The sequence below is a fragment of the Euzebya pacifica genome (assembly GCF_003344865.1).
In the GTDB taxonomy this organism is placed as follows: domain Bacteria; phylum Actinomycetota; class Nitriliruptoria; order Euzebyales; family Euzebyaceae; genus Euzebya; species Euzebya pacifica.
Window position 1 is genome coordinate 3,913,544 of the sequence record NZ_CP031165.1, and the last position, 12,948, is coordinate 3,926,491.

14 protein-coding genes are annotated in these 12,948 nt (G+C 70.4%); 2 read left to right on the forward strand and 12 right to left on the reverse strand.

Translation table 11 applies throughout. From position 1 onward, the window contains the following. Positions 1-7 precede the first annotated feature (7 nt). Positions 8-4,222: a cell wall-binding repeat-containing protein gene (locus DVS28_RS16795; RefSeq protein WP_164710662.1), complete on the reverse strand. Its 4,215-nt coding sequence runs from the start codon at positions 4,220-4,222 to the stop codon at positions 8-10. 109 nt (positions 4,223-4,331) lie between these two features. Beyond that, positions 4,332-4,874, reverse strand: a complete 543-nt coding sequence (locus DVS28_RS16800) for a TetR/AcrR family transcriptional regulator (protein ID WP_164710663.1) — start codon at positions 4,872-4,874, stop codon at positions 4,332-4,334. 118 nt (positions 4,875-4,992) lie between these two features. Here DVS28_RS16800 and DVS28_RS16805 point away from each other — a divergent pair, with 118 nt between their 5' ends. Further along, complete coding sequence (locus DVS28_RS16805) at positions 4,993-6,444, forward strand: vanadium-dependent haloperoxidase (RefSeq protein ID WP_114592488.1); 1,452 nt, start codon at positions 4,993-4,995, stop codon at positions 6,442-6,444. A gap of 154 nt (positions 6,445-6,598) precedes the next feature. Here DVS28_RS16805 and DVS28_RS16810 read toward each other — a convergent pair whose 3' ends face one another. The 10 genes from DVS28_RS16810 to DVS28_RS28515 all read right to left on the reverse strand — a co-directional run bounded on the left by DVS28_RS16810 (position 6,599) and on the right by DVS28_RS28515 (position 12,506). Continuing rightward, complete coding sequence (locus DVS28_RS16810) at positions 6,599-6,919, reverse strand: DUF2469 domain-containing protein (protein WP_114592489.1); 321 nt, start codon at positions 6,917-6,919, stop codon at positions 6,599-6,601. Between the two features lie 36 nt (positions 6,920-6,955). Further along, entirely contained in the window at positions 6,956-7,708 is a 753-nt protein-coding gene (lepB, locus tag DVS28_RS16815; RefSeq protein WP_114592490.1) for a signal peptidase I, read from the reverse strand. 22 nt (positions 7,709-7,730) lie between these two features. Continuing rightward, the gene (gene rplS, locus DVS28_RS16820; protein WP_108664630.1) at positions 7,731-8,081 is read right to left on the reverse strand and encodes a 50S ribosomal protein L19; all 351 of its coding nucleotides are present in this window, start codon (positions 8,079-8,081) and stop codon (positions 7,731-7,733) included. Between the two features lie 151 nt (positions 8,082-8,232). Beyond that, positions 8,233-9,021, reverse strand: coding sequence for a signal peptidase I (gene lepB / locus DVS28_RS16825; protein WP_114592491.1), 789 nt, complete (start codon positions 9,019-9,021; stop codon positions 8,233-8,235). Further along, positions 9,018-9,719, reverse strand: a complete 702-nt coding sequence (gene trmD / locus DVS28_RS16830; protein WP_114592492.1) for a tRNA (guanosine(37)-N1)-methyltransferase TrmD — start codon at positions 9,717-9,719, stop codon at positions 9,018-9,020. Before trmD ends, lepB (DVS28_RS16825) begins: the two co-directional genes overlap by 4 nt. Positions 9,720-9,725: 6 nt before the next feature. Continuing rightward, on the reverse strand, positions 9,726-10,241 hold the full coding sequence (rimM, locus tag DVS28_RS16835; protein WP_114592493.1) for a ribosome maturation factor RimM: 516 nt from the start codon (positions 10,239-10,241) through the stop codon (positions 9,726-9,728). Positions 10,242-10,290: 49 nt separating this feature from the next. Beyond that, on the reverse strand, positions 10,291-10,533 hold the full coding sequence (locus DVS28_RS16840) for a KH domain-containing protein (protein ID WP_108664626.1): 243 nt from the start codon (positions 10,531-10,533) through the stop codon (positions 10,291-10,293). A 9-nt stretch (positions 10,534-10,542) separates the two neighbouring features. After that, a complete protein-coding gene (gene rpsP, locus DVS28_RS30165; RefSeq protein WP_114592494.1) occupies positions 10,543-11,094 on the reverse strand; it encodes a 30S ribosomal protein S16 in 552 nt (183 codons plus the stop codon). A gap of 163 nt (positions 11,095-11,257) precedes the next feature. Beyond that, on the reverse strand, positions 11,258-12,199 hold the full coding sequence (locus DVS28_RS16850) for a calcium/sodium antiporter (RefSeq protein WP_164710664.1): 942 nt from the start codon (positions 12,197-12,199) through the stop codon (positions 11,258-11,260). A 55-nt stretch (positions 12,200-12,254) separates the two neighbouring features. Further along, positions 12,255-12,506, reverse strand: a complete 252-nt coding sequence (locus DVS28_RS28515; protein WP_164710665.1) for a hypothetical protein — start codon at positions 12,504-12,506, stop codon at positions 12,255-12,257. 82 nt (positions 12,507-12,588) lie between these two features. On the opposite strand from DVS28_RS28515, the gene DVS28_RS16855 reads away from it, so the two are divergent. After that, a complete protein-coding gene (locus tag DVS28_RS16855; protein ID WP_216826100.1) occupies positions 12,589-12,933 on the forward strand; it encodes a metallopeptidase family protein in 345 nt (114 codons plus the stop codon). The last annotated feature ends 15 nt before the right edge of the window (positions 12,934-12,948 follow it).

Genomic DNA, 12,948 nt, shown 5'->3' on the forward strand with positions numbered 1-12,948 from the left:
GGGCCGGCTACCCCCCGTGCCCCATGACCACGTCGAAGGTGATCGTCGTGCTGGCGGTCGGCGCCGTGACCGGCACCGAGTGGGTGCCCAGCCGGGTGTCGGTCGCCACGCCGAACAGCTCGAAGTACACCGTCTCGGCCGCCGCGATCCCGTCGTCCCCTGCGACGAGGGTGATCGTGGCGATGCCGTCGTCGTCGACGAGGACATCGACGGTCCCGGTCGGGTAGACGAAGCTCGCGAACGCCGCGCCGTAGTCGACGCCGGCGGCCTGGGCTGCCGTGACGTCGAAGACGACGGTCTCGCCGGGCGCGAGCGGGTCAGCCAGTCCGACGACCCCGAACTGGTACTGCTCGGCCTGTCCGACCGACAGGTCGCCGAGCTCGGGCTGGCCGACGAAGTCGCTGCCGGCGCCGATGTCGAAGACGGCCCGGGCGAACCCGCCGAAGTCGCCGCGGAACCACTCCAGGGAATGGGTCTCGTCCACGAGGTCGGTGTTGACCCCACGGAGCTCGATGACGATGGTCTCGCCGTCGGCAACACCGGCGGGGCCGGCTGTGTAGCTCACCTCGGCGTAGTCATCGACGTAGACCGACATCCGTGCGGTGCCGCCGTGGGCGGACACGACCCTGGCCGCGACGCCGCCGTACCGGCCACCCGCCCGTTCGGCGCCCGGGAAGTAGGCGTACAGGCTCTGCGACGGCCCGAGCGCACCGCGCAGGGTGGCGGTGATGGTCTGGACCTGCCCGTCGACGCCGGACTCCAGGGAACTCGCGGTGACCGCAGCGAAGCCGGGAGGGGGTGCGACGCGGAAGGTTCCGACGGCCCGCCGGCTGTCGGACAGGGTGAACCGCGCCTCGTAGGTCTCGGTGCCGACGCCCGTAGCCACTTCGCTGAGGTAGATCTCCACGAGCGAACCGGCAGCCAGTCCGCCCGGCCCGGTGGTGTAGAGGAGGGTGGCAGAGGCGTCCGCCACGACGGTGGGGACGACCGAGCCCGGGTCCGGCGTTCCGAACTCGTACAGCTCGACGAACGCATCGGCGTAGTCGACGAGTCCGACCTCGGCCTCGGACAGGTCGATGGTGAGCGTCTCGCCGGGCGGCAGGTCCGCGGTCGGCACGAACGACAGACGCTGATTGGCAAGGGGGCTGTCATCGGGCAGGTCGCTCAGCTCGACGCCGGCGAGCACGCTGCCGGTCCCGACGTCGAAGACCGCGGTGCGAACCGCCGAGCCGTCGGATCGTGATGCGCGGATCACCTGTGAGCTGTCGGCCGGGCCGGTGTCGATGCCGGTGATGTCCAGCACGATCGTGGCGCCGTCCGCATCACCGAGGGAGTCGTAGTAGACGTACGTGACGCCGTCGTAGCTGTAGGGAGTGACCTCCCCGCTGCCGGCGGCCACGTCGAATTCGGCCGTGGAGTAGTCGATCTGGCTCGAGACCCGCGGAAGGACGACCTCCACGCTGGTCCCGGCGGGCATGGCGCCATCGAGGGTCATGGTCAGCGTCTGCGCCTGGTCGTCGGTGCCGACCAGCAGGTCGGTGGCGGTCAGGTCGACCAGGTCCCGCCGGTCGGTCCGGAAGGTCGTGGTGGCCGTCTCACCGGTGGCGAGACGGCTGAAGGTGACGGGTGTCGTGGCCAGCTCGTCCTGCACGACGATCCCACCGACGAACAGCTCGATCGTGGGGCCTTCGGGCTGGACTGTGGGGACGCCGTCGGGACCTGCGATGAAGGTCACCACCGAGCGTTCGTCGGCATCGGTGTCGATGAAGACGGTGCCCAGGGGTGGCGGGGGCGGGCCGTGGTCGGCGACGACGCCGTGCCCACCACCGCCCTGCAGGAAGACGAACGCATCGGCGTAGTCCACGACCGTCTGCTCCGATACCGACAGGTCGATGTCGACCCGCTCGTAGGGCGCCAGCGGTTCGCGGAGGGCGAAGGACAGCAGCTGGAAGGTGTGGCCGCTGCCGGCCGGGACGTCAGAAGCTGTCGGACTGGCCAGCGACGGCCCGTCACCGATGGTGAAGACCCGCTGGACGCCGTGGAGGATGTCGTATCGGTAGAACTGTCCGACGTGGGTCTCGTCGACGTCGGTGGTGGTGATCCCGTCGATGCGGAACGTCAGCAGTGGGCTGACGCCCGGCGGGTCCACGCGGTCGCCGGGGCCAGCCACGTAGACGATTCGTGCGACCTCGTCACGGACGACCTCCAGGGTCGCCGTGCCGTTGCCGTTGAGCAGGGTCACTTCGGCAGGCAGCGGGTACTCCGCGCCGCCGCGTTCGGCCGAACCGAGGTCGATGTCCAGCCTCGTCCCGTCCGCGAGCCCGCCGGCGGGCCGCACAGCGATCAGCTGGGACTGGTCGGCCATGTCCTCCACCAGCGCGGAGATCAGCGGCGGCGGGAACGTCAGGGCGACGGTGATCACGCCCGGAAGCTCGACGGTGAACGGCGCAGCACGGGTCCCGGGGGTCACGACGACCCGAAGGTCGAGGACCCCGGCGGTCAGCGGGGCATTCAAGCGGATCGTGTTGCTCCCGACGACCGCGGTGCCCGATGCGGTTCCGTTGGGGAACGCCAGCCACGTGGATGTCCCGGCAGGCCGGTAGGACACGGTGTAGCGGCCGGCGATGGTGGAGGTGAAGGTGACCGGGAAGCGGTCACCGGGTCGCAGCGACAGCGGCGCGCCCGGGGTGGGTGAGTCCACGACGACCGGGGCGCCTCCCCCACCCGGCCCCCCGCTACCGGCCTCGCGAGCGGCGAACGGCATGGCTGGGGTCGTCGCCGCATCCCGGAAACGCCCGATGTCGGGAAGGATGTCGCGGACCATGCCGCCGAGCACCTGCGCGACGCTGTCGCCGATGGCGGCAGACCCGCCGAGGACCGCGACGGTGCCGACGTCGAGCCGGTCGACCTGCTCGGCCACCACGTCGGGCACCGAGTCCTGCTCGACCAGCAGCACTGGACCGCCGGCGACGACGGCCGCGGGGGTGCCGGCGAGGGCGTCGGGGAAGCTGCTGCCGGTGGCGACCGAGATGCTGTCGACATCGGCAGGGTCGAACATCGCCGCGGCCACGGCGGCGGAGGTACCGAACCGGTCGGCGCCGGCGTGGCGCGTCACCCCCTCGCTGGCGTTGGCGACGAGCTGTCCGGCGACGGCGTCGCTGATGGCGGCGGTGCCACCGAGGACGACGATCCGCACGGGACGAAGGGCCCGAAGGGCGGCCGCGGTGGCCTCGGGCAGGGTGTCACGCTCGAGCAGCAGGAGCGGGCCGCCGTGGTGACCGGCAGCGGCGCCGCCGGACAGGGCGTCGGCGAAGCCCGTCCCTGTGGCAACCACCACCACCGGGACGGGCGCGGTGAAGGCGTCCGTGGCGACGGCCGCGGCGGTGGCGAAGCGGTCGGGGCCGGCCAGGCGCACGACCGATGCGTCGGGGACCACGGCAGCGACCTGGTCCACGACGGGCTCACCGATCGCCGCGGTGCCACCCAGCACGACCACCCGGGTCGGCGCCAGCCGCACCAGCTCGGTCGCCGTCGCGTCCGGCAGCTCGTCGTGTCCGGTCAGCAGGATGGGGCCGCCCGCCAGGCCCGCCGCAGGACCAGCGCTCAGGGCGTCGGCGAACTCGTCGGCGCGGGCGATCCAGACCGTGTCGGCCCCGTCGGGGAAGGCACCAGCGGAGACGGCCGCAGCGGTCTCCACCCGGTTCGTACCGGCATGCCGTACGACCTCCGCCGGGCGTTCGTTGGAGACCACCAGCCGAGCGGTCAGCTGGCGGGTCGTCGTGTCGGGTGCGGTCAGCTCCAGCGCCATCGACAGACCGTCGGGCGAAATCAGCTCGGGGTGGGTGGCCACGCTCAGCGGCGGTCGGTCCATCGGCGGCAGCACGACACGGCCGTCCTCGTCGGCGTCCACCGGGGTGCCGTCGACGGTGATGCGGACGTCGTCGTCCGGCCCACCCGCGGCGTCGGTGATGCGGACGACCGCGCGCAATGGCTGGGTCGCCGATGTCCCCTCGTCCACGCCGATGTGCAGCGCAACGCTGCCCGGCTGCCCGATGAGGAGCCCCTCGAGCCCCTCGACCGCGATCGTTCCGGTCGTGGACGTGCCAGCGGCCAGCGCCCCTCCCCCGGTGGCCAGCATCTGGCCCAGGACGAGGAGGACGACCAGGACCGTGATCAGCGTCCTTCGGTGCCGACCCCCGTCGACGATGGTGTGCGTACCCACGGCGGCTCCCATGACGGGCCGTGCCTTTCGTGAAGGGACGGCTCCACGAGCCGTCGCAGGGCTGCCGGTCGAACGCCGGCGAACAACGATGGCGAGGCCGCGCCGGTGGTCATCGGACCACCCGCAGCGGCGCGAGCGCCGACTCGATCATGAGGTCCCGGTTGCGGGACACGTCCTCGAGGGGGACGTTGCGGACCGGCCGCCAGAGTGCGCCGAGGGCGACCGCGGCGGCGACGCGGGCACGAGGGTCCAGCGGCCGGCCGATCATGGCCCGCCGCATGCGGTGGTTGATGTGGGTCAGCCGCCGTCCGATGGGTGCGTTGAGCCGAACGGCACGGTCGCCCTCGAGCCACGTGGCCACATCGGGGTAGGTCAGCAGCACGTCGAGGTAGCGCTCGATCAGGTGCTGCACACCCTCGGGCCAGGAGGGGTTGGCGTTCTCCCCGGGCACCACCGCGTCGAGGGCGTCGAGCAGCGGCTCGGCCAGCTCTGCGGCCAGGTCGTCCTTGGCCGGGAAGTGGTAGGAGACCGCCGCCTTGCTGACGCCCACCTCGTCGGCGAGCGTGCCGACGCTGGTGCCCTCGTAGCCGTGCTGGGCGAACTGCCCGAGGGCCGCGTCGAGGAGGGCCTGCTTGCGGCTGCTGCGTGCCATCCCCTCACCTCCCGGTCCATCCGACAACATTCTGGCGACTGCTGATCGACGCTAGTAACTTACTGGACGTCCGTCAAGTAATGACGGCATCGACTTGGCTGTAGAGGGAGGCTGGGAGATGGACGCTGTGCACGAGTCCGACGGGTGGGGCGGTGCGAGGGTCAGCCGCCGCAAGGTGCTGCAGGGGGCGGGGGCCGGCGTGGGCCTGGCGCTGGTCGGGACCGGTCCCGCGCGTGCGACGCCGGCAACGCTGGCGAAGCACCATGCGGCCGACGTGCTGCATTGCTGGGTCGCCGCGCTGTACCGCTCGCAGGGCCAGGCATGGGCGTGGCCGACGATGGCCGCTCGCTTCTACGGTCTGGCGATGCTGGCCGGATGGGAAGCGGTTGTCGACGGCGTGCCCAACCGTCGATCGCTCGGCGGTCGGCTGAACGGGCTGGGTACCTCCCCCGTGGCCGGCGCCAAGAAGATCCACTGGCCGATCGCCGCCAACGCGGCCATCGGCCACGTGGCCGCAGCCGCCGCGGCGGCGCCTCCAGCCACGGATGTGCCCGATCGCACCCCGGCAGTCCGCGAGGGCCTCGTGTCGTACCGGCAGTCCACTCACACGGCCCTGTCCCGTGGGGTCGCTGCGTCGACCGTGGCGGCGGCGGTGCGGCACGGCGAGGCGGTCGGCCGCTGGCTGGTCACCTGGGCCGCCGCCGACGGCTTCGACCAGCGCGACGCTGGCCCGAAATACGTGCCGCCGCTCGGGCCGGGCCTGTGGGTCGCGACCCACCCGAACTTCGGTGCGGCGATCGAGCCGAACTGGCACCGGGTGCGTCCCTTCGCCCTGCAGGTCGCCCGCGATGCGGACGGCCGGGCCGTCTGCCCGGCCGCGCCGACGCCGCCGATCCCCTACGACCCCACGCCCGGGTCGGCCTTCCACCGGGAGGCGATGGTCGTGGTCGACGCCCAGGCGAACCTGACCGACGCCCAACGCATGACCGCCATGTACTGGCGCGACAATCCCGACGGGGTCACCGGACTGCCGGCCGGCCACTGGATGGGGATCGCCAGCGCCGCCACCGAGGACAGCGGCAAGGACCTCGGCGAGGCCGCGGAGGTGCTGGCGCTGACGGCGATCTGCATCGCCGACGCCTTCACGTCGTGCTGGATCGAGAAGTACCGCACGAACCTGCTGCGCCCGATCAGCTACATCAGGGACCACATCAACCCCGGCTGGACCACGTTCGTCAACACCCCGGCGTTCCCCGAGTACACCTCGGGCCACTCCGTCGGCTCCGCCGCCGCGGCCCACGCGCTGACCACGCTGCTCGGCAACCGTTCCTTCGTGGACCGGCACTCCGAGGGCCGGCGCGTCACGGGCAATCCGTCGGGGACGGCCTACACCCTCACCGCCCGGCGGTTCAAGAGCTTCACCGCTGCAGCTGACGAGGCCGCCAGCTCACGGCTGTGGGGCGGGATCCACTACCCCATGGGGATCAGCCACGGCCTGACGCAGGGTCGGCGGGTCGCCGAGCTGGTCATGGCCACCGCCCGCACCACGCCGGGCAACGGCCCCCGCTGAGGGCCGAGCAGCTCCTAGAAGACGCCGACTGCCCACGCCAGCAGGCCGCCGACGATCACGATCGCGGCGATCAGCAGGCTGATGTCCCGCCACTTGGCGTCGCGGTACTTGCGTGTGGCGTTGAATCCCATGGCGTGATCGATCCTGTCGGCCTCTACGACAGCAGGTCGCTGGCGTCGGCGGGGTGGGAGGAGTGGTCGAGCTTCTCGACGTTGACGTCACGGAAGGTCAGGACGCGGACGGTGGAGAGGAACCGAACCGGGCGGTACATGTCCCAGACCCACGCGTCGGACAGCTTGACCTCGAACCAGGTGTCGCCCTCGACCACCTTCGGGGTGACCTCGACGTGGTTGGCGAGGTAGAAGCGCCGTTCGGTCTCCACGACCCAGGTGAACATGCCCACCACGTCGCGGTACTCGCGATACAGCGACAGCTCGAGCTCGCTCTCGTACCGCTCCAGGTCCTCCATACTCACCTGCCGACCTCCGGTCGGACGCTCACAGGACCGGACTCACTGGTCGGCGGGCACGGCGTCGTACTCGGCGATGTCGAGGCTGCCGATCTGGTCCAGCGGCCAGATGGTGACGAACGCCCGGCCGAGGATGTCGTCGCGGGGAATCTGTCCGAGCCCGAAGCGGCTGTCGGAGGAGTTGGGGCGGTTGTCACCCATCATGAAGTAGTGGCCCTCCTCGATCGTGACCGGACCGAAGTCGTTCAGGTCCGGACGCGAGAGGTAGCCGCCGTCGGCCGTGGCGGCCTCGGGGATGGGCTCGCCGTCGATGAACACGACGCCGCCGCGCATCTCGATGGTCTCACCGGGCAGCCCGATGATGCGCTTGATGAAGTCGCGCTCGTTCCCCGCACCGAAGCCGAGGCCCGAGGCGAGGGACGACAGCAGCTCGCCGACGCCACCACCCTCGTCGGTCCCGCCGATGGTCTCCTCGGGCGAGTCGCGGAAGACCACGATCTCGCCGCGCCGCGGCTCCCGGTACAGGTACGCCAGCTTCGTGACGAGCACCCGGTCCTGGACCATCAACGTGGGTTCCATCGACGAGGACGGGATGTAGAAGGCCTGGACCACGAAGGTCTTCAGCAGCATCGCCAGGACGAGCGCAACGATGATCAGGAACGGCAGCTCGGCCCAGAAGGCCCGCTTGTCCGATCGATCGTCACGGCCGCGCCGACGACGCGACGTGTCCGAGGAGTCCTCGGAGTCGAGCGCTGAGGAACCCTCTTCGCTCGAGTCCAGGTGCAAGTCCGCCACGCAGTAGGAGGCTACTTGCGCGTCAGTTGACGCGCTTCTCCTTGATCTTGGCCTTCTTGCCGACGCGGTCACGCAGGTAGTACAGCTTGGCGCGACGCACCTTGCCGTGACGGGTGACCTCGATCTTGTCGATGATCGGGGCGTGCACCGGGAAGATGCGCTCCACGCCGATGCCGTTGAAGGAGATCTTGCGGACGGTGAACGTCTCGCGCGGGCCGGAGCCCTTGCGCGCGATGACGTCGCCCTCGAAGACCTGGATACGGGAGCGCTCGCCTTCGGTCACGCGGACGTGGACCTTCAGGGTGTCGCCGGGACCGAAGTCCGGGACGTCGTCACGGAGGGTTTCGACGTCGACGAAGTCGGTGCGATTCATTGGTTGCTCACGCTCCAAGCAGGGGCTTTGCCGGGGGGTTCGTTGCCTCCGCGGCGGAGGCGCCGCCCGGCACAACGAGGACAGGAAAAGAGGCGCCGGAAGCGGCGCGAACGGCGAGCATAGGTCGCCGGTGGTGCTTCGTCAACCGCGGTCAGCCACCGTCGGTCGTCGAGGGGGACGTGCCGGCCCCCAGCGGGACGGGGGTCTCTCCCACGTTGGGGTAGTCCTGGTCCATCTGCAGGGTCGCGTTGCTGGGCGGCCACAGGATCACGAACGCCCGCCCGATCACGTTCTCCTCGGGGATGGTGCCCAGCGCGAAGCGGCTGTCCAGGGAGTTGCCCCGGTTGTCGCCCAGCACGTAGTAGTGCCCGCCGGGCACGGTCACCGCCGGGAAGTCGCGTGACTCCGCGCGGGTGTAGGGCTCGTCCAGGGGCGTGCCGTTGATGTGCACGACCCCGTCGATCATCTCCACCGTCTCGCCGGGCAGGGCGATGACCCGCTTGATCAGGTCGCGGTCCTCGTCGGGCTCGACCAGGCCAAGGCCCTCGAGGAACGACGTGGCGGTGGCGGTGATGGAGAAGCCGTCGTCCTCCAGCCCGGGCCGCCGGAAGACGATGATCTCGCCGCGTTCGGGTGGGCGGAAGCGGTACGTCAGCTTCTCGACCAGCACCCGGTCCTGCAGCTGCAGGGTGTCCAGCATCGAGCCGGACGGGATGTAGAAGGCCTGGATGGCCACGCTCTTGAGCACGAACGCCATCAGCAGCGCGACGACGATCAGCTGCACACCCTCCCGGACGCTCCGCAGCGCCCGCAACGCCAGTCCCGGCCCCTGTTCGTCGACGTCGGTCCCCCCGGCCGTGGCGGCCTCCCGTCGCCGTCCCGTCAGGTCGGCGGGACGGACCGACTCGCGGCGCGACGGCTGGCGGCTGGAGCTGGTCACGGGCGGTCGTCGGGTCTCTCGTCGGCGAGGAGGTCGGGGCGCATCAGGCGCGTGCGGGTCCGCGCGTGCGCGGTGCGCCAGGCGGCGACACGGCCGTGGTCCCCGGATCGCAGCACGTCGGGCGAGCCCCAGCCACGGTACGTCGCCGGACGGGTGTACTGGGGGTGTTCGAGCAAACCATCGGCGAAGGACTCGTTGACGCCGCTCTCGGCGTTGCCCATCACCCCGGGCACCAGGCGGGTGACGGCCTCGATGACGACGGCAGCCGCCACCTCTCCCCCGGCCAGCACCACGTCACCGATGGAGATCTCGTCGTGGGCCAGGTGCAGGTGCACCCGCTCGTCGATCCCCTCGTACCGACCGCACAGCAGCAGCAGCGACGGTTCGGTGGCCATCCCGGTGACCGTGGGCTGGTCCAGCCGGCGACCCCGCGGCGTCATGAGCAAGGTGCGGGGACGGGCCTCGACGGAGCCGTACAGCTCCTCCACGGCACGGAAGAACGGGTCTGGTCCCATCAACATGCCGGCGCCGCCGCCGTAGGGCGCGTCGTCGACGGTGCGATGGGCGTCGTCGGTCCAGCGGCGCAGGTCATGCGCCTGGAGCTGGAGGATTCCCCGGTCGACGGCCTTGCCGAGCAGCGAGGTCGTCAGCGGCCCGGAGAACCACTCGGGGAAGATCGTGAGGATGTCGATCCGCACGGGCGGCTACCAGGCCTCGTCGGGGTCCAGCAGGCCGGGGATCGGGCTGACCACGATGGGGTCAACCGCCCAGTCCAGCAACGCCTCGACCATCGGCAGCTGCACGCTGCCGCCGTCGGGGCGCGCCACGACGAGGTAGTCGTGGGCGTATCCGTCGACGACGGTCTCGACGACGCCGACGAGGTCACCGTTGTCGTCCACGACCTGGCGACCCTTGAGGTCGGCCACCCAGATCATGTCCTCGCCGAGCTCGACGACGTCGGCCTGCACCGTCAGGACGGTGCCACGAAGGGCCTCGGCGTCCTCTCGGGAGTCGACACCGTCGAAGGCGACGACCGTGCGCCCCTTCTGGGTGCGCGCCTCGAGGACCTCGAGGGAACCGTGTGCCTCGGCGAAGTAGGTCCGGCCGACCTCGATGGAACCATCGAGGTCGGGGTCGGTGAAGACGTAGACCTGGCCGCCCAGACCGAACGGCTTGCCGATGCGGCCGACGACGACCCTCGGGTCGGAATGTTCGGTCATGGGTCAACCATCCGATCTGGCGGACGGGGTGGGGTACGGCAGGGCGCCGTTACTCGATGATCTCCACCGAGGCGTTGACGCCCTCGCGCGTGGCAGCGGCCTTGACCATCGTGCGGATGGCCTTGGCGGTGCGTCCGCGCTTGCCGATGACCTTGCCCATGTCGTCGGGGTGCACCCGGAGCTCGAGGACGATCGTGCCGTCCTCCTCCTCCGTGGTGGTGATGTCCACGTCGTCGGGGTGGTCGACGAGGTTCTTGGCGATGAAGTCCAGGACGTCGGAGGTCATGTCCATGCCCACCGCCTACGCGTCGTCGCTGGTGGCGGCCTCGGCGTCGGCCTCGGCCGGCGCGTCCTCGGCGGGAGCGTCGGCTGCAGCCTCGTCACCCTCGGCGGCCTCGGCGGTCTCGCCGGCCTCTTCAGCGGCAGCCTCGGCAGCAGCAGCTTCCTCGGCAGCCTTGCGCTCGGCCTCCTCGGCGGCGGCCTTGTCGGCCAGCTCCTTGGCGGCGGCAGCTTCGGCCTCGGCGATCTTCTTGTCGCGGTCCTCGGCGGCCTTGCGACGCTCCTCGATCTTGGCGGTGCGGTCGCGCCCGGGGTCGCCCGGCTTGAACTCTTCCCAGATGCCGGTCACACGCAGCAGCTGCTTGACCTGGTCCGACGGCTGCACGCCGTTGCCCAGCCAGTAGAGCGCACGCTCGGAGTTGATCTCGATGGTCGAGGGGTCGTTCAGCGGCTGGTAGTAGCCGATGTCCTCGATGTAGCGACCGTCACGGGGGGACCGGGCGTCGGCGACGACGACACGGTAGAACGGCTGCTTCTTCTTGCCCTCGCGCCGCAGGCGCATGCGAACTGCCATCAGGTGTACCTCTTTCGGGGGTCTACGCGTTGTTTGGATCTACCGCCGGAGGAGTCCGGCGGCAACGCAAGGTGGGGAGCCACCTTCGGAAACACGGCTCGTGCGTGGGGATCACTCTGGTGTGGAGACGGATCACGCCCGCACGTGGCGTCCGAACAGCGTATCAGAACGTCAGGACGGTGGCCGCGACGAAGGCGCCCAGCAACACCAGGCCCTCGGTGCGTTCGATCTGGAAGCCGCGTCGGGCGAAGATCGCGAACAGGATGCACACGCCGATCATCAGGCCCAGGCTGAGGGACAGCTGGCCGTCGAGGGGAGTCGTGTCGAGCAACCCGGCGATACCTGCGACGGGCAGGGAGTTGAAGATGTTGGAGCCGACGACGTTGCCGACGATGAGGTCGCGTTCGTTCCGACGGGCCGCGGCGACGGCGGTGACCAGCTCGGGCAACGACGTGCCGACCGCGACGATGGTCAGGCCGATGACGGCCTCCGGGACGCCGAGTGTCGTGGCCAGGCCCGCGGCACCGGTGACCAGCATCTGGGCGCCGCCCAGCGTGCCGAGCAGGCCCAGCCCCGTCAGCGTCCAGGCGCGTCGCATGGTCAGGTCCTGGACGTAGCTGGCGACCTCGTCGGACAGGTCGTCTCGTCCCGCACGGCGATCCTCGATGGCCCACCAGGTGATCAGGCCGATACAGACGACCGCGGCGACCAGCAGCCCGACGGCCTCGAAGTTCTGGATGCGCAGGTCGAAGCTGACCAGTGCGAGCAGGCCGACGGCGAACAGCATCAACCGGATCTCCCGCTGCCAGATGCGCAGCGTGATCGGCAGGGTCGCGAAGGCCGCAGCGGCGCCGGCGACCAGGGTGAGGTTCGCCATGTTGGACCCGACGATGTTGCCGATCGCGATGTCCTGGCGGCCGTCGATGCTGGCAAGGGCCGAGACGAGCAGCTCGGGGGCGCTGGTCCCGAACCCGATGACGACCGCACCCACCACGACGATGGGCACGTTGAGGAGGGTCGAGACCCCGGCAGCCCCTTCGACGAACCGATCGGCCGAGAACGTCAGGACGGCGAGGCCGGCGAGCAGGAAGAGGGCGTCAGACACCCGGCGCAGACTAGCGTCGCCGCCGAGACATCCTCGACTCGCCGCAGGCGAGGGGTCAGGCGGTGCGCCGTTCGGTGTCGGCCAGGTCGATGGTCCGCGTCGGAGGCAGGGCCAGCAGGCTCTCGAGCAGTGCGCGGTGGCTCTTGAGGGCGATGTGTCGGGCGCGTGCGCTGCGGGCCCGGCTCGGGACCTCGCTCTGGTGCTGGCCGGTATCGGCAGCGGCGTCGGCCACGGTGTCGGTACCGTCGACGGTCACGGTGTCGCGGCGGGCGTCCGTTTCCGTGCGATCGTCGTGTGCAACCGTCATCGGACTCTCCTCGGGAGACTACTCTTGGCAAGTTATACACACGCAGAGTGCTGTCAAGCATCCGCCGACCGAGAGCGTCGTCGTGGATGCCGTTGACCGCGAGACGTTCGACCGGCTGGTCGACGACGGCCTGGAGCGGGTGCCACAGGGCCTGCTCGACATGCTGGACAACGTGGTCATCGTCACCGAGGACGAACATCCCGACGAGCCCGACCTCCTGGGCCTCTACGAGGGCATCCCGCTGACCGAACGTGACTTCTACGCCGGCGTCCTCCCCGACCGGATCAGCATCTACCGGCTGCCGTTGTGCGCGATGTGCGAAACCCAGGAGGAGCTGGTGGAGGAGGTCGCGATCACCGTCGTGCACGAGATCGCCCACCACTTCGGCATCGACGACGACCGCCTCCACGAATGGGGTTGGGCCTGAGCCGCCAGCCTGCCA

What these genes read in the sequence shown, in the direction of transcription:
- DVS28_RS16800 (WP_164710663.1), bottom strand. Translation starts at nt 4,874, where the DNA reads ATGGCACGCAGCAGCCGCAAGCAGGCCCTCCTCGACGCGGCCCTCGGG.
- DVS28_RS16805 (WP_114592488.1), top strand. Translation starts at nt 4,993, where the DNA reads ATGGACGCTGTGCACGAGTCCGACGGGTGGGGCGGTGCGAGGGTCAGC.
- rplS (WP_108664630.1), bottom strand. Translation starts at nt 8,081, where the DNA reads ATGAATCGCACCGACTTCGTCGACGTCGAAACCCTCCGTGACGACGTC.
- rimM (WP_114592493.1), bottom strand. Translation starts at nt 10,241, where the DNA reads ATGACCGAACATTCCGACCCGAGGGTCGTCGTCGGCCGCATCGGCAAG.
- DVS28_RS16840 (WP_108664626.1), bottom strand. Translation starts at nt 10,533, where the DNA reads ATGGACATGACCTCCGACGTCCTGGACTTCATCGCCAAGAACCTCGTC.
- rpsP (WP_114592494.1), bottom strand. Translation starts at nt 11,094, where the DNA reads ATGGCAGTTCGCATGCGCCTGCGGCGCGAGGGCAAGAAGAAGCAGCCG.
- DVS28_RS28515 (WP_164710665.1), bottom strand. Translation starts at nt 12,506, where the DNA reads ATGACGGTTGCACACGACGATCGCACGGAAACGGACGCCCGCCGCGAC.